Below are 20,193 nucleotides of genomic sequence, written 5' to 3'. Positions count from 1 at the left end.
CTGCCCGACTACTGAACGATGAACTCGGTGAACAGTACGTCTTCGATGGCCAGAGGCGCCTGGTTGGTTTCCAGTGGCGTCTCCAGCTCGTCGATGATGTCCTTAGCCAGCCGCTGCTTGTCCTCGGAAGAGGTCAGCGCACTGGCCTGCTGCCCTGAGAACAGCGTCAGCAGCCGGCTGCGTACCTGCGGCATATACTCCTCGAGCAGTTCGCGGGACTCTTCGTCGCCGAGCTTCAGCGTGATACCGGTATAGAGCAACCGCGTGCCGTAGTCGTCATCCGCGACATTGACGGTGAAGGGCTCGATGGAGAGGAAGATCGGCGCACGGCGTTCGACGCTGGCCGAGGTCTCCTCTGCTGAAGCGTCGCGCTGGTCGAACACCATGAACAGGGCCACTGCCGCCGCCGAGGAAGAGAGCGTCAGCAGCAGAATCATCACCCACATCAGCTTGCGGGATCCGCCGGCAGATTTCGCCATTCGCTTACCTATCGTGTCGTGTCATGCCTGGGCCAGAGTATGCGGCCGATCAGGTCATGATGATGAATCGAACAGGCCCGTCTTGCGGGCGCATCTTCATAGTTTGAACGCCTGGGGTTCAGGCGTAGAGATCGACCCGACCGTCGAGGCTGATCTCGCGTCCAGACGCTACCTCGGGCACACCCTCCAGGTCAGAGTCGACGCCTTCGCCCAAGGCTTCGCCTGCCATCATCGGCTGACTACCCTCGCCGGATTCGTCCCCCTTGCCATCACCAGTGCGCTGTTCGCCCACCGTGGCCTCCCCCAGCTCGATGCCTTGCTCGGCCAGTGCCTCACGCAGCTGGGGCAGGGCCTGCTCGAGAACCTGGCGGACCTGGGCATGGGCAGAGAGGAACTGTGCCTGCGCCCCGTGGTCGCCGAACTTGAGGCTTACCGACAGCGGACCAAGCTCGGCAGGGTGAAGCTGAAGCTCGACGCGCTGTTCTCCGCCGCTCTGGCTCATGCGCACCAGTTGCTGGCCCAGTTGCTGAGGCCAGGCTGGACTATTTACCGGGGCGCTCAAGCTGGCGGTGGTCGCCTGGGCGGTGCTCTGTGCCGAGGCGTTGGCCGGCTGGGCTCCCGCAGCGGCATTACCAGTCAGAGTCGACAGCCCCTCCAGTAGGCCTCCGCGTTGTGCATCGGTCTGGGCGTTCCCCATTACGCTGGGTGCTGCCTCAGCCTGACGGCCGAAGGCGGCGGCCAGGGCGTCGGCGCTCGTCGCACGAGCAGGAGAGGAAGCATCGGCCTGGGCCTGGGCCTGGCTGCCGCGCTGCATGGCCTCCAGGATTGCGCCCTGCAGGCTGGTACGCGAGGGCGCTTCAGAATGGGGTTGGCCACTGCCGCTCTGTCCGCGACGCAGGACGTCGAGCTCCCGGGCCCCGTCATCCTGTGCCAGCTGGGGCATCAGGGCGGTGAAGGCCGGAGCGGCTTGCTCGCCACGCTCCCTCTCAGCGGTCCGACCCGCCTGGTCGATCAGGGACAGGCGTTCGCGCAGCGCAGCCCACTCGTCTATCTCGCCCGCTGCGTCCTGGGTTGGCTGCCGGGCGTCGTCGTGGCCTGCCAGTTCGAGCTGGATGGGCAACACGGTCGTTTCATTGGTCTCCAGTTGTTGCATCAGGGCCTTCACCCCGGCGAGCAGCTCTTCGGTCTGCGCCTGTGCCATACCGGCTTCTCCCAGCCAATCGCGTAGTACGCTCATGTCGCCGCTGCCGAAGGCCCGGCGCAGGGCCTCTAGCCCTGCCTCATCAAGCGCAGGCAGGGCCTCGGATGGGCCGGTCGATGCCTGGGCGAAGGGCGCCTTGGTCTTGCCACCCATCGACGCCTGGGCAAGCTCATTGGCGAAGCCGCCTGGGTTGCTGGACTCGCCGACTCGCCCGGCGGATGCCTTGGCCGGGGTGGCGGCGATTGTCATGAGCTGCTGGATATCCATTGGAGTTCTCCTCGATGGCTCAACGCTCGCCCCGTGTGGGACGGCGGGCCAGGCGACTGTTCACCAGGTCGTCGCTGATATTCTGTTCACGCCGCTGCTCCTTGCGCTGTTGCTCTTTGGCACGGCGCTCAGCCAGGGTGTCATAAGAGTTCAGTTTGCGCTGTTCCTGCTGCCACTGCTGTCGAGTACGGTGCACTCGCTGCTCCTGTGCTGCCACGGCTCGGCGGGCGCGCTCAAGAGCCTCGTCGAGCGAGGAGAGGAACTGTTGGTAGTTGCGCATGGTGGCGGGATCAATCCCGTCGCGCATGGCAGCATTGAGCTTGTCGGCATACTCCTGCCGGTAGCCGCTCAGCGCCGCCAGCTGTTCGGCGACCTGCTGAGCGTTGCGTTGTTCGCCGGCGAGTGCCTGGCCGGCCTGGTCGCGAGAGTCTCGAGCCAGGTCGATCAAGGTATCGAGCGGCTTATTGGACTGACTCATGCCTGACCTCCGAGCGTACTGGAAAGCGCTTGTCGGGATGCGTCTACGCTCGCAATCTCATCGATGCCTTGCTGGAGGAAGGCTTCGAGCTGGGGAAAGCGGCGTACGGCTTCATCAAGTTTAGGGTCATTGCCGGGGTGGTAGGCCCCGACACTGATCAGGTCACGGTTGCGCTGATAGCGCGAGAACATGCCTTTGAAGCGCTGGGCCAGCCGCTGCTGTGAGCCCTCGGTGATAGCGGTCATGGCGCGGCTGATGGAGGCTTCGATGTCGATGGCCGGGTAGTGTCCCGCCTCGGCGAGCGTGCGTGAAAGCACGATATGGCCATCGAGGATGGCCCGGGCCGAGTCGGCGATGGGGTCCTGCTGATCATCACCTTCGGTTAGCACCGTATAGAAGGCGGTAATCGAGCCTCCACCCGGCGCGGCGTTTCCGGCTCGCTCCACCAGGCTCGGCAGTTTGGCGAACACCGAGGGTGGGTACCCCTTGGTGGCGGGTGGTTCGCCGATGGCCAGGGCAATCTCCCGCTGGGCCATGGCGAAGCGGGTCAGAGAGTCCATGATCAGCAGCACGTTCTTGCCCTGGTCACGGAACCCTTCGGCCAACCGGGTGGCATAGGCCGCCCCCTGCAGGCGCTGCAATGGCGAAGTGTCGGCGGGGGCGGCGACCACCACCGAGCGAGCCAGGCCCTCTTCACCGAGGATGTTGTCGATGAAGTCCTGGACCTCCCGGCCGCGTTCGCCGATCAGCCCAACCACGATGACATCCGCTCGGGTGTAGCGTGCCATCATCCCCAGCAGCACCGATTTACCGACACCGGAGCCGGCAAACAGCCCCATGCGCTGGCCGCGGCCGACGCTGAGCAGGGCGTTGATGGCGCGGATCCCAACGTCAATCTGCTCGCTGATGGGAGCGCGGGAGAGGGGGTTCAGCGGTGGTGTGGCAAGCGGCGCACGGCGTGCCTCCTGTAGCGGGCCGAGGTCATCCAGCGGATTGCCATTGCCATCCACGACACGCCCGAGCAGGCTCTCGCCAATCGGAAACCGGCGTGCCGCGTTCTGGCTACCTTCCACCAGCGGCAGCACCCGAGCGCCTGGGGAGAGGCCGCTGATCTCCTCCAGCGGCATGAGATAGAGCCGGTCGCCGGCGAAGCCGACAACTTCGGCCTCGGCGAAGCGGGCAGGCTCGCTGGGCAGTGAAGGAAGCTCGATGCGACAGGCGTTGCCCAGCGCCACCTGCAACCCCACCACCTCGATCACCAGCCCGGTCGCGCGTACCACCCGGCCGCTGGGGCGGCAGGGGGGCAGCGGCGCCACACGCCGACGCACGCCGCGCAGTGCTTGCTGCCAGCGTGCCTGATGTGGGTTGGTGGCGAGGCCTTCGTTCACTGCTGGCTCTCCTCCCGGTCAGAAGAAGATGGCTGGCTGCCAGGCTCCCGTACGGGTTGGCGGCGGCGTACCTGGGCCTTGACCGCCTGCCAGCGTGTTTCCCAGGTGGCGTCGAGCTCACCGCTGGCGCTGGTCACCCGGCAGCCCCCGCGGCTGAGCTGGTCATCGGGCTGCAGCGTCCAGCCCGCGGCGGCGAGCTCCTCGCCGAGGTGCTTGTCGACCAGCTTGTGGTCCAGCGGGTGCAGCCATAGCCGCTGCTGGCCCACCAGTGGCGGTTCGGTATGGAGCAGAGTGCGCACCAGTTCCAGCACCTGGCGCGGCCGGGTTTTCAGCGCTTCCCCGGCGAGTTGTCGACCCGTTTCCAGTGCCAGATCAACCATGTCTTCGGCGATGGCGTCATCCAGAGAGTCGAGTGCTTCGGAGAACTGCTGTGCCAGTTCGCCCAGAGGAGCGAGTAGCTCGCGTTTGCGAGCCTCCAGCTCCTCCTGGGCCTGGCGTCGGCCTTCCGCAAGGCCTTTCTCCAGTCCTTCGGCGTGCCCCTGCTCTAGGCCCTCCTGGTAGCCGGCCTGGCGCCCCTCCTGCATGGCGCGTTCGCGCAGCGCCTGGAGCTCCGCCTGGCGACGCGACTGCTCGAGACGTTGCGCCTCGATGCCGGGATCGGCACTGGCCGCTTCGGCATGGCGCGCAGCTTTGCGCGGGCTGCGCAGCTCGCCCATTTCCCAGCGCTGCCAGGAACCTTGCTGGCCGCCCGGGTCGAAGCGGGAGGTGTCAGACATAGGTCTCGTCTCCACCGCTCAGCACGATTTCGCCGGCATCGGCCAGGCGCCGGACCACCTGCAGAATCGTTTTCTGTTCGGCTTCCACCTGGGATACCCGGATCGGACCACGTGCGTCCATATCCTCGCGCATAAGGTCGGCCGCACGCTGGGACATGTTGCGCATGAACTTGTCCATGAGCACCTCGGGTGCCCCCTTGAGTGCCACCACCAGGGAGTTGGTATCGATTTCCTTGAGGATGATCTGGATGCTGCGGTCGTCGAGATCGATGAGGTTCTCGAACAGGAACATTTCGTCGATGATCTTCTGGGCAAGATCCTCGCTGTGGGAGCGTACCGTCTCGATCGCCGCCTCTTCCTGACTGGTGTTCATCAGGTTGAGAATCTCGGCTGCAGTGCGGGCACCACCCATCTTGCTGCGCTTGAGGTTCTGGCCGTCGAGCATGTTGGTCAGCACCTCGGTCAGCTCCTGAAGGGCCGCCGGCTGCACGCCGCTGAAGGTGGCGATCCGCAACACCACGTCGTTGCGCAGCTTCTCGTCGAGCAACGCCATCACGTCGGCTGCCTGGTGGCGTTCCAGATGGATCAGCACCGTGGCGATGATCTGTGGGTGCTCGTCGCGGATCAGCTCGGCTACCATCGACGGCTCCATCAGGTTGAGCGCATCGATGCCAGAGCCGCTGCCTCGCGTCTCGAGCACGTCCTCGATCAGGCTGCTGGCCCGGTCCGTACCCAGTGCCTTGGTGAGCACCGAGCGGATATGGTCGCTGGAGTTGAGGTTCAGGGCGATGAACTCCTCTGTCTCATCGCTGAAAGCCTGCAGCACCTTGCGCATCTCATCGTGGGAGACCTGTTCGAGGCTGGCCATCTCCATGCTGATCTGCTGGATTTCCTGCGGCGAGAGGAACTTGAAGACCTCCGCCGCGCTGTCCTCGTCCAGCGCCAGTAGCAGGATGGCACTGCGGCGAACGCCGCCCATTTCCTGGAGCTTACTCATTCCGGTTCATCCAGCCGCGTACAATCATGGCCACCATGCGGGGATCCTCCTCGGCCATCTCACGTAGGTCGTTGAGGTTCTGTTCGTAAGCCGAGGCCTTGCGGCGTCGGCGCGGCTTGTCATAGGTGGAGGCGTCGTCTTCCTCCTGGCCGCGTTCGTCATCACGTTCGTCATCATCACCGACGCGTGCGGTGACCGTAGCTGCCGGCGGCTGTTGCGGTGCCGGGGGCGGTGTTGCCGTTGCGCGCTTGATGAAGGGCCGCAGGATCAGCAGGTAGAGCAGCAGAACCGCCAGGCCAATGAGTAGGTAGCGCCCGAGGGTAAAGGCCAGTTGCTGGATATCCGAGCGTTGCCACCACTCCAGCGGCTCTGCCTCGCGCTCATCCACGGCGAAGGGGCTGTTGACCAGCGCGATTTCGTCACCGCGCGCCTCTGAAAACCCCATGGCTTGACGCACCAGGCGCTCCAGTTGGGTCAGCTCCTCCTCACTGAGCGGCACTGTCTCGGTGGCACCATTTTCACCGATGGTTTCGCGGAAGTTGATCACCACGGCGGCGCTCAGTCGTTCAACCTCGCCGCGACGGTACTGGACATGGGAGACGGTGCGATCGACCTCATAGTTAACGACATGATCACGATCAAGGCTGGCATCGTTATCCGCATTGCCGTTCTCAGCATCGTCCGCGCCGTCATCATCCTCACCTTCCTCGGCGGGAGCTTCCACTGGTGAGGCGGCGATGCCGGGAGGGGTGTTGGAGAGGGCGCCGGGAATCCCGCCGGCTAGCTCCTCGTCGCCGCGCCAGGTCAGGCGCGACTGGTGGCTACGCACTGCTGCTTCATTGGGGTCCTGGTTAGGGCCGTACCTCTCGGCCGTCTCCTCGCGCTGGGAAAAGTCGATATCGGCGGTGACCTGCGCCTTGACATTACGCATGCCCAGAATGGGTGCCAGGATCGACTCGATGCGCCTCTGATAGGAGCGCTCGACTTCGGCGATGTACTCCAGCTGTGTGCCGTCGAGACCGAGTCCGTTACTGTCGCTGCTTGTCAGCAGCTTGCCGTTCTGGTCCACGACCGTGACGGCGTCTGCTGCCAGATCGGGTACGCTGCTGGAGACCATGTGTACGATGGAGTTGACCTGTCCTTCGCCGATGGTACGGCCCGGCTGCAGGGTGAGTACCACCGAAGCCTTGGCCGGTTCGCGGTCACGCACGAAAACCGAGTCCTTGGCCAGCGCCAGGTGTACGCGTGCGCGTTCCACCGGGCCAAGAGACTCCATGGAGCGTGCCAGCTCGCCCTCGAGGCCGCGCTGGTAGTTGATCTGCTCGGCAAACTGGCTGATACCGAATGCCTGATCCTGCATCAGCTCGAGGCCCACATTGCCGCCCTGGGGAAGGCCTTGCTCGGCAAGCTGCAGGCGCAATGAGTGGACCTGGTTGTCCGGCACCAACAGGGCTTGCCCACCTTGGCTGAAGCGGTAGGGGACGCCGCGACTGTCCAGCTCACTGATGATGCGACCGCCGTCAGCTTCGCTGAGATTGCTGTAGAGCACGCGATAGTCAGGGCTGCTCGCCCACATCAACAGGGCCACGACAATGGCCACCGTGGCTGCGCCTGCGATCAGTAGTGCCACCATGGGGTTGCCCCGCAGCCGGTCGAGCACGCGCGACAGGCCGCCCGCATCCTGGCGGTACTGACTTTCTGTGGCCGAGGCGCCGTTACTCATGAACGCCTCCGGTCGGTTTGGCACCAGATGTGGCGCGCATCACGACCCGGTAATGGGGTAAAGAGGGCATCTGCTGCGTCCGTTCATCGCATTGAGCCGCCCGCAGGCACGGAGCGGTACTGTGATGAACGCCATTATCCGGCCTTGGCGCCACCCTAAAGGAGCGAATAGCCCTTCTTTTGCCGGGCATTTGCCCGTTTGGTCGAGATGGCTGGGCTGGTAGCCTTGCGAGTAACTTTCCGAACCCATGAGTGAGGTGGTGGTAATGAGCGCGCCCGCAATCGAATCGGCCCTTTCCCAGATGCAGTCGCTGGCATCTCAGGCCTCGGGTCAGGCTGTCAGCGGCCAGCAGGTCGATACCCGTGTCGGCAGTGGCGGGTTCGCCGGTGAGCTGCAGGACGCCATCCATCGCATCAATGATCTGAAGCTCAAGTCCGCGGATACGGCCGCTGCGTTTCAGGCAGGCGAGCCAGGAGTTGAGCTTAATGACGTGATGCTCGACATGCAGAAGGCCAGCATCGCCAGCGAGATGGGCACCCAGGTGCGCAACCGGCTGGTCACCGCCTACAAGGACATCATGAACATGCAGGTGTGATCACGCCTGCTGGTGGATCAGTCGCCCGGTAAGCTCCTTCAGCCGTTCTGCCACTCGCAGCACCTCCTCGGCAGGAATCTGGCGTATCACCTCGCCGCTGTCGCGATCCACGATTCGGGTGATCGGCCGTCCGGCGTCCTCCGACAGTTCGAACTCTAGCCCGTAGGCGCGCATGGTCTCATTGATGCGAGCGACCGGTGCAACCAGTGAGTCCTGGCTGATAGCGTCCCCGCCGGCACTTCCTTGGGCGATGACGCCGCCGGGATTGGGTAGCTGAGCCAACACGTTGTCGAGACGCTGACGTGGTGGCAGTTCGTGGACGCCCCCGAAGGGTGCGGAGGCGGTGGCATCGGTAAGGGGTGACGTCATCGTGGCTCTCCTTTCTTCTTTTCTTGTCACGCCTGATCGGCGCGGTTCACACGAAGTTTACGTCTACATCATCGGCCGCCGCCGCGGAGACTTGAGCCCACAACGGCAGCCTTCGGCTTAGGCCGTCTCAGCGTGCTGCTGCTGGCTTGGTGCCTGCCAGGCCATCTCGCTGCCCCCCGAGACTGTGAAGCGGCCGACCAGCTTGGCCATGTCGCCGGCCTGATCGTCCAGCGAGCGGCTTGCCGCCGCCACCTGCTCCACCAGGGCCGCATTTTGCTGGGTGACCTCCTCCAGCTGTGTCACCGCCTGGTTGATCTGTTCGATGCCGGCGGACTGCTCGCCGGTAGCGGCAGACATGTCGCGCACCAGGTCGGCGACCTGGCCCACCTTGCGGGTGATCGCCTCGAGGGTGGTGCTGGTGTTCTGTACCAGAGCCTCGCCTTCATTGATGCGCGCCACGTTGTTGGCGATCAGGCGGCGGATCTGCTCGGCTTCCTCGGCGCTGCGACTCGCCAGCTTGCGCACCTCCTGGGCCACCACCGCGAAGCCGCGACCGTGCTCGCCGGCACGGGCTGCCTCCACCGAGGCGTTCAGGGCCAGCAGGTTGGTCTGGAAGGCGATGTTGTCGATCGCCTCGACGATGGAGGTCACCTCCTGGTTGGAGGCGTGGATCTGCTGCATCGCCTCGCTGGCGCGGCCGGCAACCAGGCTGGCCTCGCTGGCCTGACCGCTCATCTCCTCGGTCATCTCCTCGGCTTGTCGGGCGTTGTCAGCGGTGTTGCGCACCGTGGCGGTGATCTGTTCCATGCTTGAGGCAGTTTCCACCAACGAGGCAGACTGCTCCTCGGTGCGCTGGGCCAGGTCCTGGTTGCCCTGGGCGATCTCGCCGCTGGCAACCTCCACGGAGAGGGCGTTGCGTTGAATGTTGCCGACCAACGTCTCGGTCTCCTCGGAGGCGTCGTTGAAGGCGGCATACAGGCGTGAGAGCTCGTCGCTGCCCGGAACCTCGAGTCGCCGGGTCAGGTCGCCGCCACGCGTCTGGATATCCTTGAGGTTGCGATAGAGCGGTCCAAGCAGGCTGCGCACGGTAAGCAGTGCCAGGGTGATTGCGAAAATGGCCGCCAGGCCGGCGACGACCAGGTAGGCAGTCAGGGCCTGGTTGGCGGAGCGGCGAAGGTCGCTTGCCGAGGCGAGGATGTCGGCCGAGACGTCGTCCTCGAGTCCCTTGAGCGCGTCGATCTTGGCGCTCTGCCAGTCGAACCACTGCTGCGGGTCGACGTTGTAGCCGCCGGCGACGCCTAGGGTCAGGGCCTTCTCCCGCAGGGGGTGACCCGCTGCACGATGTCGCCCTCCAGGATGGCATTCAGGCTGTCGGACATCTTGGCGTTGGCGAGGGTGTCGAAGGTCTCGAAGTGCGCGCCCTCCTGCCCCTGCATTGCCAGCAGGCGCTGGTGCATGGGGGTGCGCATGAGATTGGTGCTAAAGGCATTGGCCAGTACCGCGCGTTCGATGCCGGCGAGGTCCTTGGCCTTGAGCAGAGTGTAGTAGGCACCGAGGCGGCGCGAGATCTCGGCGTCATCGGTGAGGTGTGCCATCTCCCCGACCATGCCGATCAGGGTCTCGTTGAAGCCGGTGAAGTGGTCTACCGCTTCCTGGGCCTCGACTTCCAGTGCCTCGATGCGCCGCCGCAGCGCGCGGGTCTCGGCCAGGTGGCTTTCGACGTCACCGGCCATGGCTGCCAGATCCGGGCTGAGCGCGGCGAGGTCGAGCTCGGACAGGGTAGCCTGAAAGGCCGAAAGCGCCTGGTCAGTGGCCGGGCGCTGACTGTTCAGGCGACTGCCGAACGTCTCGCCGTTGCTGCCGATGTAGCCAGAGGAGATGCCGCGCTCACGCTGCAGCTGGTGAACCAGGTTACCAGCGCCCTGAGAGAGCCGGGTGAGCTGCTCCAGCTCCGCCATATTGGTGGCCATGTGTTGGCGCTCGAGGATGCCGTTGACAGCGAACCACGTCATTGCCAGCAACGGTAAGGCAAGGGCGAGGACGAACTTCCAGCCCATGGGGATTCGATTCAACAGCTTTGTCATGCCGGTATCTCCTGACCCTGCGCGGGGCCGACTGATAGTGCTTTTGGATGTTCGGGGCAGGGGAGGGGGCGGTTGTTGGAGTCTGTCTCTGGGGTCGCGTGCTGCCTGCCTGCCCCAGCTATCGGCTGAGCAGGCTACGCCTTTAGTCGATCGAGGAAGAGGCGCTTACGGTTGTGATCTACGTCAAAGGAATCGTTAGAAAGGGGCTCACTGCAGGACTTCGATGCGGTAATCACCGCAGGCCTCGCCAACCCCCAGCTCCAGCCAGATGGCGTAGTGACAGCCCAAGCGCTCGTGGCAGCCACGCAGTTTGCGCAAGTCCTGATGTCGACTCTGCGGGTAGCTGCTCTTACCAAGCTCGATCACGGCCAGCGGCTCGCTGCTGTCGCGATGATGAATCAGGATGTCGGGGTAGATCGTGCGGGCGACCGTCGCATCGCTGGTGGTAGGGATCACCATATGCCCCTTTCGCTGAATCGGGGTTTGCCAGCAGTTGTATTCGCAGTCGACGTCCCACTGAGGCAGGGCACTTTGAAGGTAGATGGCGAGTCGGCACGCCAGGGTGCGTTCATTGGCCTCATCCACCAGCAGGGACGCATCGCGGATGGTCAGTCGTTTCAGTGCCTGCTCAAGGATGTGTTGGATCTCTGTGCTGGGTACTGGATGAAAGCGCTCCATGACGGACATCGACAACTCTCCTGTTCCAGATGGTGACTGCAGGCTCGCCCTTGTCTCCAGGCTTATCGGCCGATAGAAGACAAACTTCAGGCCGGCCCTCACGGCCACGCCAAAAGGGGCATCGAAGCAATCTCATTTTCCTGATATAAGTCAAGACAATGTTGTGAAAGTGCAGTAGCGGCGCGGCCCTTCGCCGCAGTAGGTTATCCTGTCCGCGATCGAGGTCCTGAACATCAATAACAAGGGAGGGAACCATGCCGACTCGAGAGCCGACCGCGGCGTCGTGGGTAACGGGGAGCCTGTCGCGGACAGGAGAGCAAGTGTGAGTTTCGTATCTTCAGTGGATAAAGCGGTATCGATCGGCACGGCCTGCCATTGCACCGATATCACCTCACTGCGTCAGCGCTTCTACCAGCTCTCCATTGCCGTGGAGCAGAGCCCGGTGGCGATCGCGATTACCGATGTGAAGGGTCGAATCGAGCATGTGAACCAGCGTTTCCTGGATGTGACTGGCTATGCCCGCGAGGAACTGCTGGGCAAGACTCCGGCTGTCATCCAGTCCGGCGAGACCGCTCCCGAGGTCTATCGCGATCTGTGGCAAACGCTCTATGCCGGCAAGATCTGGCGAGGCGAACTACTCAACCGACGCAAGAACGGTGAACGCTACTGGGAGGCCGAGGTGATCACCCCGGTGCGCGACGACCTGGGGGAGGTGGTCAACTTCGTGGCGGTGAAGGAGGACATCACCGAGCGCCGCCGCCAAGAGCGGGAGCTCAAGTTGTTGGCCACCGCTTTCGAGACTGGCCAGGCGACCATGATTACTGATGCCGAGATGCGCATTGAGCGTGCCAACCAGGCCTTCACCGACATCACCGGCTATCGCGAGGAGGAAGTGCTGGGCAAGACGCCGCGGATCTTCAAGTCGGGCCGGCACGGACCAGAGTTCTATCAGCGGCTGTGGGACTCGCTGCTCCAGAGTGGGCACTGGCAGGGCGAGATCTGGAATCGCAACAAGTTCGGCGAGGTCTATCCGCTGTGGCAGTCCATTACCGCGGTGCCCGATGACAAGGGCGGGATTCGCAACTTCGTCGCCGTCTTCCATAACATTGCTGAGCGCAAGCGCATGGAGGATGAGCTGGAACGCCAGGCGACGCGGGACCACCTCACCGGTGCCTATAACCGGCGAGCCTTCGATGCCACCTTGCGCCACTCCATCCAGCAGGCGGAGCTGGACAACGAGCCCTTTACACTCTTGCTGTTCGATATCGACCACTTCAAGCAGGTCAACGACCGTCATGGCCACGATGTCGGCGATGCCATCCTCAAGCGTCTTGCCGAGCGGGTGGCCGATACGCTTCGAGCGACCGATATTCTCTGTCGCTGGGGCGGAGAGGAATTCACCATCCTGTTGCCAGATACTCGACTCAAAGGAGCGGCCGTCTTCGCCGAGCGTCTGCGTCACCAGATCGAGGGAGCGCGCCTCAACGGTCTTGCAGTGACGATCAGTACCGGCATTACCCAGTACCGACCGGGGGATGATACCGACTCTCTGCTGGCGAGGGCCGATGATGCCCTCTATCGCGCCAAGGAGGCGGGACGCAACCGTATCGTGGTGGATAGCGAATGCCAGCCAGTCTGATTAGCACTGCCTTTCACCAGGCGGGCGAAGCGATGGTGGTAGCCGATGCCGACCTCAAGGTCGTGGCGGCCAATGCCGCCTTTGCCGAGCTCTCCGGCGTCGAGCCGTACCGCCTCCAGGGACGATGCGTACGTGAGCTGCTCGACAAGAGCCACCTGATCACGGATCCCTGGGAAATGCTGAATGCCCGGGACCATGTCAAGGCAGAGTTCACCTACCGCAACCGCATGGGGCGTAACGCTCCCGCGATCCTCTCGGTGTCGCGCCTGCGCGACGATCATGGTCAACCGAGCCATCATCTGGTCGTGCTCTCCGACCTGGCGGCGCTGGCCGCTTCTGGTCGCAAGACCGGGCGTGAGGTCTATTTTGATGCCTTGACCGGACTGCCCAACCGCGACTTGCTTAGCCAGTTGCTCAACGAGTCGCTGGAACATGCCAAGCGGCGCGGCGCCCGGGTGGCGCTCTGCGTGCTCGATGTCGACCATTTCAAGGCAATCAACGACCGTCACGGCCAGACCATGGGAGATAGCCTGATCGCGCTGCTGGCCCAGCGCATCAGCCACCTGGTCCATGGCGATGATATCCTGGCCCGCATCGCCGGGGACGAGTTCGCCCTGATCCTGCAGCAGGGCGCCGACGAGGCGGTGCTCTCCCGTCTGCTCGAGGCGGTCGCGGCCCCCTTCCACCTGCGCGGCGAAGCGCTGCAGGTCACGGTCAGCCTGGGTGTGACCTTCTATCCCCAGGACGATGCCGATGGTGACGTACTGCTCCGCCATGCCACCCAGGCCATGCACCGCGCCAAGCAGCGTGGACGTAATACCTTCCATGTATTTGATCCGCGCTTCGACCGCGAACTGCAGGCGCGGGAGGTGCAGCGGCGGCGCTTCCGCCAGGCCATCGAGAATGACGAGCTCTGCCTGCATTACCAGCCACAGGTCGACATGTTCGATGGCCGAGTGATCGGTCTCGAGGCATTGGTTCGCTGGCAGCACCCCGAGCAGGGGTTGCTTGCTCCTGGCCATTTCCTGCCGCTGGTGGAGGGGGCGAGCCTCGACGCATTGCTCGGCGAGTGGGTGCTGGAAGCCGCGCTAAAGCAGCTGGAGCGCTGGCAGCGCGCAGGGATTACTCTGCCGGTGCATGTCAATATCAGCCCGGCTCACCTGCTGTCGGGACATTTCGTGCAGCGCCTCACCGGTCTGCTTGCTTGCTATCCCGAGGTGCCTGCCACACGGCTCAAGCTCGAGGTGCTCGAGAGTGCCGCCATGGGCGACCTGCAGGCGGCCCTTGCCACCATGCGTGATTGCCAGAACCTGGGGATCGACTTCGCCATCGACGACTTCGGCACTGGCTACTCCTCGTTGACCCACCTCAGGCAGCTGCCGGTCGACCTGATCAAGATCGACCAGAGCTTCGTGCGCGACATGCTAATCGATCCCGATGACATGGCTATCGTCGAGAGCGTGATCTTCATGGCCAACCGTTTTCGGCGTCCGATGCTTGCCGAGGGGGTGGAAAGCCTCGATCACGCTCGTGCGCTGCTTGCACTCGGCTGCGCCCAGGCGCAAGGCTACGGGATCGCCCGCCCCATGCCTGCCGAGGCGATTCCCGACTGGCTAGCCGATTGGCCCAACCGTCATGAATGGACGGCACTGGCCATGCACACGATCGGCAATTCTCGTCGCAGTAATGTCACAAAAGCCTGATATAACACTTGCTCATGAAAGGCAGCACGCTGTTGCTGTCCCCATTCTTGAAGCTGGGGTAACGGGTCATGCGGGTTCTCGATCGTCTCTCGGTGCGACTGAGCTGGTTTCTGGTGCTGGCGGCGTTTGGTGCATTGATTCTGGGCATCGGCGGCATGGGGCTCTTCGCCAACCATCATGGGCAGCAGGCGTTCGATTCCTTGCGTCGCCTCCAGGTAGAGCAGGCCCAGGCACTCAACCGTGCCTATGTTGCCAGCCTGCGAGCCCAGGTAGGCATGGATCGTGCCGCCCAGCTCCTGCGAACACCGTCCTTTGATCGCCCAGGTCCGGTCCTCGAAAAGGCTGAGTCACATCTTGTCGAGGCACAGACGTCCTTTGAGTCGTTCCTGAGCATCGCACCACTGGACGACCAGGCTGAACAGGTCGAGTTGCTGACACAACACTTCGGTACGCTTGTGGATACCGGGCTATCGCTGCAACTAATGATGCTGGAAGAGGGTGATGTGACCGGCTACAGCTCCGGCCAGTCCCGCGTCAGCGACTACCGCGATGCCTTCATGCAGGCCGCCGACACTTTCTTCACCCGGAGTGCCGCCCAGGGACAAACCCAGGCCGAAAGCTTCACGACTCTTGCAGAGTGGCTGCAGAGGGCACTGGTGGTGTGTCTCGTGCTGGCGATCGGTAACGTGCTGCTGGTGATCTGGGGCGTGCAGGTCAACGTGCTGCGGCCGTTGCGGCAACTGGCCCGCCACTTCCAGGCCATGGCCGAGGGGGATCTCGCCTCGCCCGTTGGGCTCAAGGCGCGCAACGAGATCGGGCATCTCTTTCGCGAGCTTGATGTCATGCGCCAGGCGCTGGCGACTACCGTGGAACGACTTCGCTCGAGCAGCTCGCACGTTGCCGATGGGGCACACCAGATGGCACTTTCCAGCCAGGAGCTGGCCACGCGGACCCAGCAGCAGGCGGCCTCCCTGTCACAGACAGCATCGGGCCTGGAAGAGCTGACGGCGACCGTGGGCACCACTACCGACAACGTGCGCCAGGTCGACAACCTGGCCAGCGCCGCCGCCGACAAGGCGCGCCATGGTAGTCAGGGTGTGCATGCGCTGACCGACAAGCTTGGTGAGGTGCGCACCCGCGCCCAGCGCATCGACGAGATTCTGGGGCTGATGGATGGCATCGCCTTCCAGACCAATATCCTAGCGCTGAACGCATCGGTCGAAGCCGCCAGGGCAGGAGAGGCCGGACGTGGCTTTGCCGTTGTTGCCGGCGAGGTGCGCGAACTGGCATCCCGCTCGGCTGAGGCGGCCCGTGAAATCCGTCAGCTCAGTGAAGCCGTGCAGGGCAGCGTGACTGAGAGCGGTCAACTTTCCGACAAGGCCCAGGCAGACATGGCCGCCATCGTCGAGGCGATCCAGGGCGTCAGCCAGCTGACCGGCGAGGTCGCCCAGGCGGCCAATGAACAGCAGCAAGGGTTCGAGCAGATCAACCAGGCCGTGGGTCAGATGGAAGATGTCACCCAGCGCAACGCCAGCATGGTGGAGCAGGCCTCGCATACGGCGGCAACCCTTGAGGCCGAGGCGGAACGTATGCAGTCCTTTGCCGGACGCTTTGTGCTCGCACCCGATAGTGGCGAAATGCCGAGTGAGGATTTCGAAGAGGCGATGTTCTCCGGCGTCGAGGCCTCCCAGGCAACGCCAGACTTGCGCGAGTCGCATTCGCGCTCGGAGCCTCTGGCGGCATGACAGCGATGTGGCAATTTGAAATGGGCAGCCAGGGCCACGATGATCCCTTGATCGACGAGCTGGTGAGAGTGCTGGAGACGGCCAGTCTGACACCGCTGTTCCAGCCGATCGTGATGGGTCCGCAGGTTGATATCTTCGGCTACGAGGCGCTGATACGGGGTCCTTCGGACTCGCCGCTGCACTCCCCCGTTACGCTGTTCGACACCGCGGGCCGTGCCGGATGCCTGGTCGAACTGGACCTGCTGTGTCGGCGTCTGGCCATCGAGCGTTTCGCACAGCTTGGCCTGGAGGGCTTCCTGTTCCTGAATGTGACGCCCTTGTCGTTGCTCGAGGAGGACTTCCGTGAAGGGGTCACCGCACAGCTCCTCGAGCATGCCGGTTTGCCTGCCAGTCGAGTGGTGATCGAGCTTACCGAGCACACCCCGATCCACGACTACGCCCTGATGCGCCAGGCCGTGGCGCACTATCGGGGCATGGGTTTTCGGGTCGCCATAGACGACCTGGGGGCAGGATATTCGGGGCTGCGCCACTGGGCCGAGCTACAACCCGACTTCGTCAAGATCGATCGCCACTTCGTACAGGACGTCGATCGTGACCCGAGCAAGCGTCAGTTCCTGAGTTCTCTATTGGAGGTCTCGAGGGGACTGAGTTGTCGGGTGATCAGCGAAGGCATCGAGACGTCGGGGGAGCACCGCTGTTTAGCGGAGCTGGGCTGCGAGCTGATGCAGGGCTATCTTTTCGCCCGCCCCGCCGACGACCCTCTGCGTCGTCTCGACCTCCAGAATATCTCACAGCCGGGCAGTCCCGGGGAGCCACCAGCCCGGCCGGCGTCAGGAGCGCTGAGCCTCTCTGCGGGCCTGCTCAGCCGCCATGTGGCTCCGTTGTCACGAGATGTCAGGGTGCCTGAGGCACTTCGCCGTTTCAAGGAAGCCCCGGGGCTGCGCTGCATCGCCGTGCTGGATGCCGATCAGCGCCCCCTGGGGGTGCTTCGACAGCCCGATTTGCTCAGCCTTTTCGCCAATCCATTCAGCCACTCGTTGTATGCCCGCAGTACCCTCGATGAGGTGATGGATGACGAGATGGTTGTGGTCGACGAGCGAATGCCGCTTGAGGCGCTCAGCGCTCGGGTGACTGAAGCGCCAGAGAGCCTGGTGGAAGAGTTCATCATCGTCGACCGGGATGGGCGCTATCACGGTGTCGGGCATATCGTCGATCTTCTGCGCGAAATTACCACGCTGCAGATTCGTACAGCGCGCCAGGCCAACCCGCTGACCGGCCTCCCGGGCAACCATGCGATCCAGCAGGTCCTGGCCGAGCGACTGGCGAAACACCAAACCTTCTGCGCGGTCTACTGCGATCTTGACAACTTCAAGGCCTACAACGACGTCTATGGCTATGTCGCGGGGGATCAGATGCTGCTGGCCCTGGCCCGAATGCTCAGCGAGCACACCCAAGAAGGTGACTTCGTCGGCCACCTGGGGGGTGACGACTTCATGCTGGTGCTGGAGGGAGATCTGGCGCGCTGCCGGCCGATCTGTGAGGCGATGATCGAACGCTTCGATCGCTTCGTCCCGACCTTCTATCGCGAGGAAGATCGCCTGCGCGGCGGCATCGAGGCCAGCAATCGACAGGGGCAGCGGGTCAATTTTCCGCTGATGTCACTCTCAATGGCGCTGCACCCGGTCAGCCCTGTTACGGCCCAGAGCGCCCTGGATCTCTCCAACGTGCTGGCCGAGCTCAAGGGGGAGGCCAAAAAACACATTGGAAGTACCCTTTTCGTTGATCGACGTCATTGAACCGTCATCTTGGGCATGATCATGAGGGTCAGGATCAGTTAGAGTGCTCATCACGAACATTAGCTTGATATAACTCAAGTCAGCCCTGATGAGCCCTCATGACGCAAGACCTGCCCGTAGATCGCATCATGCAGACCGGCCTACTGACATGCCGGCGTGACACTCCCCTTTGTGATGCCGCCGCGCGCATGTCCGCGCGGCGCTGCAGTGCCATGTTGGTGATGGAGGAGGGGCATGCGGTCGGCATCTGGACCGAGCATGACTGCCTGAGTGTTGATTTCGATGATCCCAAGACGCTGCGCGTGCCGATCGGCGAGGTGATGAGTCAGCCCGTGGCATCGTTACCCTTGGGGACGTCGCTTGGCGAAGCGGCGCTGCGCTTTGCCAGCGAGCAGCGGCGCCACTTCCTTATCGTGGATGAGCAGGGGCGGCCTCAGGGCATCATCACCCAGACGGACGTGGCCCTGAACCAGGGGCTGGAGCCCTACCTGCGCCTGCGCGAGGTAAGCGGGGCGATGCGCACTCGGCCCTTGATACTGGCATGCGACCTGAGCCTGGGTCAGGCGGTGCGCCAGATGAAGCGCGGCGGCTGTGATGCCGCGGTGGTGGACTGTGGCGGGCGCGAGCTCGGCATCCTCACCGAGCGCGACATGGTGCGCTTCGTCGCGCGCCATCCGGGCGACACCCCGATCGGTGAGCTGGCCAGCCGGCCATTGTTGACCGTGGCCGAGAGCGATCCACTGATCCATGCCCGCGACCTGCTGATCGACCATCGTGTACGTCATCTCGCCGTGCTGGATCAGCAGGGTGAAGTCGTGGGGTTGCTGGGCTTCCGCGACATGCTGGCTGGCGCCGAGCATCTCTACTTCGAGGATCTGCGCCACGCCCTTGAGCAGCGCGACCAGGCTCTGGCCCAGTCTCGGCACAACCTGCAGCTAGCCGAGCGAGTGATCGACTCCTCGCTCGAGGGCATCATCATCACCGATGCCAAGGCGTGCATCGAATTCGTCAACCCGGCCTTTACCCACATGACCGGCTACACCCTGGAGGAGGCGGTGGGGCGCACGCCCGCCATGCTCTCCTCGGGGCGCCAGGACGCCGCCTTCTATCGCGAGATGTGGGGCATCCTGCGCGCGCATGGCTACTGGCGGGGCGAGATCTGGAACCGCCGCAAGAGTGGCGAGCTCTATCTGGAGTTACTGACCATCACCGCCATCTACGGGGACGCGGGGGAAGTCACCAACTACGCCGCCCTGTTCAACGACATCACTCATATTCGCGAGAACGAGGAGCGGGTCAAGCGGCTGGCCTACTACGACCCGCTTACCGGTCTACCCAATCGACGCCTGCTCGATGACCGTCTGGAACTGGCAATCCGCCATGCCCACCGTCAGGCAAAGCGCCTGGCGGTGATCTTTCTCGATCTCGATCACTTCAAGCAGGTCAACGACGCTCTGGGGCACGCCGCCGGCGACGAGCTACTGCTCAATGTCTCGCGTCGCCTGCGCTCGCACCTGCGCGAGGACGATACCCTGGCGCGGCTCAGCGGTGACGAGTTCATCGTGCTGCTAAACGAGGTCGAAGAGCTCGATGAGGTGACTCGGGTGGCACGCCGGCTGATCGACTCCGTCAGTGCGCCGTTTGACATCGAGGGGCAGGTATTCCGGGTCGGCTGCAGCCTGGGCATCGGCCTTTACCCGGATGACTCAGCCACCCCGGCAGGCCTGGTGCGCTGTGCCGATTCGGCGATGTATCAGGCAAAGCAGGAGGGGCGCAACACCTACCGCCTGTTCCGCTCCGAGATGCACCAGCAGGACGCCGACCGCCTGCGGCTGGAAACTGCCCTGCGCGACACCGCCGAGACCGGCGAGGGGCTGGAGGTGTATTTCCAGCCCCTGATCGATCGTGATACAGGCGAGGTCCATGGGGCCGAGGCGCTGTTGCGCTGGCACCACCCGGAGCTGGGCACTGTGTCGCCGGGAGAGTTCATCCCACTGGCGGAACGCTCGGGGCTGATCCTGCCCATTGGCGAGCGGCTGTTGCATCTCGTGGCAAGCCAGCTGTGTGAGTGGCTGGAGGCCGGATTCTCTCCACCGCGCGTGGCGGTCAATCTCTCGGCGCGGGAGTTCTGGCAGGCTGACCTGGTGACAGGGAAAACGCATGAAAAACCCTACACCGCGAGAATGTCTGCGAGGTAGGTCTCATCCAGCGCGGCTTTCTTCTGCTTTCGCCGAATACCGCCTTTGAAACGGGTCTCCCCTTTCAGGTAATTCAA

17 protein-coding genes are annotated in these 20,193 nt (G+C 63.7%); 6 read left to right on the top strand and 11 right to left on the bottom strand.

Annotated elements, in window-relative coordinates; all coding sequences use genetic code 11:
* Window positions 1-8: 8 nt before the first annotated feature.
* From fliL to fliF, 7 genes are all read right to left on the bottom strand, one after another.
* A complete protein-coding gene (gene fliL, locus LWH48_RS04040) occupies window positions 9-479 on the bottom strand; it encodes a flagellar basal body-associated protein FliL (RefSeq protein ID WP_232911398.1) in 471 nt (156 codons plus the stop codon).
* A 118-nt stretch (window positions 480-597) separates the two neighbouring features.
* Window positions 598-1,947 (bottom strand): flagellar hook-length control protein FliK, encoded by a 1,350-nt coding sequence (locus tag LWH48_RS04035; protein WP_232911397.1) that lies wholly within the window; start codon window positions 1,945-1,947, stop codon window positions 598-600.
* A 19-nt stretch (window positions 1,948-1,966) separates the two neighbouring features.
* Complete coding sequence (gene fliJ / locus LWH48_RS04030) at window positions 1,967-2,425, bottom strand: flagellar export protein FliJ (protein ID WP_232911396.1); 459 nt, start codon at window positions 2,423-2,425, stop codon at window positions 1,967-1,969.
* Window positions 2,422-3,813: a flagellar protein export ATPase FliI gene (gene fliI, locus LWH48_RS04025; protein WP_332875610.1), complete on the bottom strand. Its 1,392-nt coding sequence runs from the start codon at window positions 3,811-3,813 to the stop codon at window positions 2,422-2,424. Before fliI ends, fliJ begins: the two co-directional genes overlap by 4 nt.
* The gene (gene fliH / locus LWH48_RS04020) at window positions 3,810-4,589 is read right to left on the bottom strand and encodes a flagellar assembly protein FliH (RefSeq protein ID WP_232911391.1); all 780 of its coding nucleotides are present in this window, start codon (window positions 4,587-4,589) and stop codon (window positions 3,810-3,812) included. The genes fliI and fliH overlap by 4 nt, the downstream gene beginning before the upstream one ends.
* Window positions 4,582-5,586: a flagellar motor switch protein FliG gene (gene fliG / locus LWH48_RS04015; protein ID WP_232911390.1), complete on the bottom strand. Its 1,005-nt coding sequence runs from the start codon at window positions 5,584-5,586 to the stop codon at window positions 4,582-4,584. The genes fliH and fliG overlap by 8 nt, the downstream gene beginning before the upstream one ends.
* Complete coding sequence (gene fliF / locus LWH48_RS04010) at window positions 5,579-7,309, bottom strand: flagellar basal-body MS-ring/collar protein FliF (RefSeq protein ID WP_232911389.1); 1,731 nt, start codon at window positions 7,307-7,309, stop codon at window positions 5,579-5,581. The genes fliG and fliF overlap by 8 nt, the downstream gene beginning before the upstream one ends.
* 265 nt (window positions 7,310-7,574) lie before the next feature.
* Here fliF and fliE point away from each other — a divergent pair, with 265 nt between their 5' ends.
* Window positions 7,575-7,904, top strand: coding sequence for a flagellar hook-basal body complex protein FliE (gene fliE / locus LWH48_RS04005; RefSeq protein ID WP_232911383.1), 330 nt, complete (start codon window positions 7,575-7,577; stop codon window positions 7,902-7,904).
* Here the strand turns inward: fliE and LWH48_RS04000 are convergent, their stop codons facing one another.
* From LWH48_RS04000 to LWH48_RS03985, 4 genes are all read right to left on the bottom strand, one after another.
* Window positions 7,905-8,273, bottom strand: a complete 369-nt coding sequence (locus LWH48_RS04000; RefSeq protein ID WP_232911381.1) for a flagellar protein FlaG — start codon at window positions 8,271-8,273, stop codon at window positions 7,905-7,907.
* 117 nt (window positions 8,274-8,390) lie between these two features.
* Entirely contained in the window at window positions 8,391-9,359 is a 969-nt protein-coding gene (locus LWH48_RS03995; protein ID WP_232911380.1) for a methyl-accepting chemotaxis protein, read from the bottom strand.
* 218 nt (window positions 9,360-9,577) lie between these two features.
* Window positions 9,578-10,357, bottom strand: coding sequence for a nitrate- and nitrite sensing domain-containing protein (locus tag LWH48_RS03990; RefSeq protein ID WP_232911378.1), 780 nt, complete (start codon window positions 10,355-10,357; stop codon window positions 9,578-9,580).
* Between the two features lie 207 nt (window positions 10,358-10,564).
* Window positions 10,565-11,044 carry a hypothetical protein gene (locus LWH48_RS03985; RefSeq protein WP_232911377.1) on the bottom strand — a complete coding sequence of 160 codons (480 nt, stop codon included), beginning with the start codon at window positions 11,042-11,044 and terminating at the stop codon, window positions 10,565-10,567.
* Window positions 11,045-11,357: 313 nt separating this feature from the next.
* Between LWH48_RS03985 and LWH48_RS03980 the strand changes: the two genes are divergently transcribed.
* From LWH48_RS03980 to LWH48_RS03960, 5 genes are all read left to right on the top strand, one after another.
* On the top strand, window positions 11,358-12,674 hold the full coding sequence (locus LWH48_RS03980; RefSeq protein ID WP_232911376.1) for a sensor domain-containing diguanylate cyclase: 1,317 nt from the start codon (window positions 11,358-11,360) through the stop codon (window positions 12,672-12,674).
* The gene (locus LWH48_RS03975; RefSeq protein WP_232911375.1) at window positions 12,659-14,377 is read left to right on the top strand and encodes a putative bifunctional diguanylate cyclase/phosphodiesterase; all 1,719 of its coding nucleotides are present in this window, start codon (window positions 12,659-12,661) and stop codon (window positions 14,375-14,377) included. The genes LWH48_RS03980 and LWH48_RS03975 overlap by 16 nt, the downstream gene beginning before the upstream one ends.
* Window positions 14,378-14,445: 68 nt before the next feature.
* Window positions 14,446-16,122, top strand: a complete 1,677-nt coding sequence (locus LWH48_RS03970) for a methyl-accepting chemotaxis protein (RefSeq protein WP_232911373.1) — start codon at window positions 14,446-14,448, stop codon at window positions 16,120-16,122.
* A complete protein-coding gene (locus tag LWH48_RS03965; RefSeq protein WP_332875609.1) occupies window positions 16,119-17,918 on the top strand; it encodes a bifunctional diguanylate cyclase/phosphodiesterase in 1,800 nt (599 codons plus the stop codon). Before LWH48_RS03970 ends, LWH48_RS03965 begins: the two co-directional genes overlap by 4 nt.
* Before the next feature lie 98 nt (window positions 17,919-18,016).
* Window positions 18,017-20,116, top strand: coding sequence for a diguanylate cyclase domain-containing protein (locus tag LWH48_RS03960; RefSeq protein ID WP_232911371.1), 2,100 nt, complete (start codon window positions 18,017-18,019; stop codon window positions 20,114-20,116).
* The last annotated feature ends 77 nt before the right edge of the window (window positions 20,117-20,193 follow it).

The sequence above is a fragment of the Halomonas sp. G15 genome (assembly GCF_021282295.1).
GTDB classification, from domain to species: domain Bacteria; phylum Pseudomonadota; class Gammaproteobacteria; order Pseudomonadales; family Halomonadaceae; genus Halomonas; species Halomonas alimentaria.
The sequence above is the reverse complement of the archived record's forward strand: the minus strand, read 5'-3'. Positions and strand labels throughout refer to the sequence as shown.

Coding starts and splice junctions, on each gene's coding strand:
- LWH48_RS03975 (WP_232911375.1), top strand. CDS start 12,659: ATGCCAGCCAGTCTGATTAGCACTGCCTTTCACCAGGCGGGCGAAGCG.
- fliG (WP_232911390.1), bottom strand. CDS start 5,586: ATGAGTAAGCTCCAGGAAATGGGCGGCGTTCGCCGCAGTGCCATCCTG.
- LWH48_RS03970 (WP_232911373.1), top strand. CDS start 14,446: ATGCGGGTTCTCGATCGTCTCTCGGTGCGACTGAGCTGGTTTCTGGTG.
- fliE (WP_232911383.1), top strand. CDS start 7,575: ATGAGCGCGCCCGCAATCGAATCGGCCCTTTCCCAGATGCAGTCGCTG.
- fliL (WP_232911398.1), bottom strand. CDS start 479: ATGGCGAAATCTGCCGGCGGATCCCGCAAGCTGATGTGGGTGATGATT.
- LWH48_RS03965 (WP_332875609.1), top strand. CDS start 16,119: ATGACAGCGATGTGGCAATTTGAAATGGGCAGCCAGGGCCACGATGAT.
- LWH48_RS03985 (WP_232911377.1), bottom strand. CDS start 11,044: ATGTCCGTCATGGAGCGCTTTCATCCAGTACCCAGCACAGAGATCCAA.
- fliJ (WP_232911396.1), bottom strand. CDS start 2,425: ATGAGTCAGTCCAATAAGCCGCTCGATACCTTGATCGACCTGGCTCGA.
- fliF (WP_232911389.1), bottom strand. CDS start 7,309: ATGAGTAACGGCGCCTCGGCCACAGAAAGTCAGTACCGCCAGGATGCG.
- LWH48_RS03990 (WP_232911378.1), bottom strand. CDS start 10,357: ATGACAAAGCTGTTGAATCGAATCCCCATGGGCTGGAAGTTCGTCCTC.
- LWH48_RS04000 (WP_232911381.1), bottom strand. CDS start 8,273: ATGACGTCACCCCTTACCGATGCCACCGCCTCCGCACCCTTCGGGGGC.
- LWH48_RS03960 (WP_232911371.1), top strand. CDS start 18,017: ATGACGCAAGACCTGCCCGTAGATCGCATCATGCAGACCGGCCTACTG.
- fliH (WP_232911391.1), bottom strand. CDS start 4,589: ATGTCTGACACCTCCCGCTTCGACCCGGGCGGCCAGCAAGGTTCCTGG.
- LWH48_RS04035 (WP_232911397.1), bottom strand. CDS start 1,947: ATGGATATCCAGCAGCTCATGACAATCGCCGCCACCCCGGCCAAGGCA.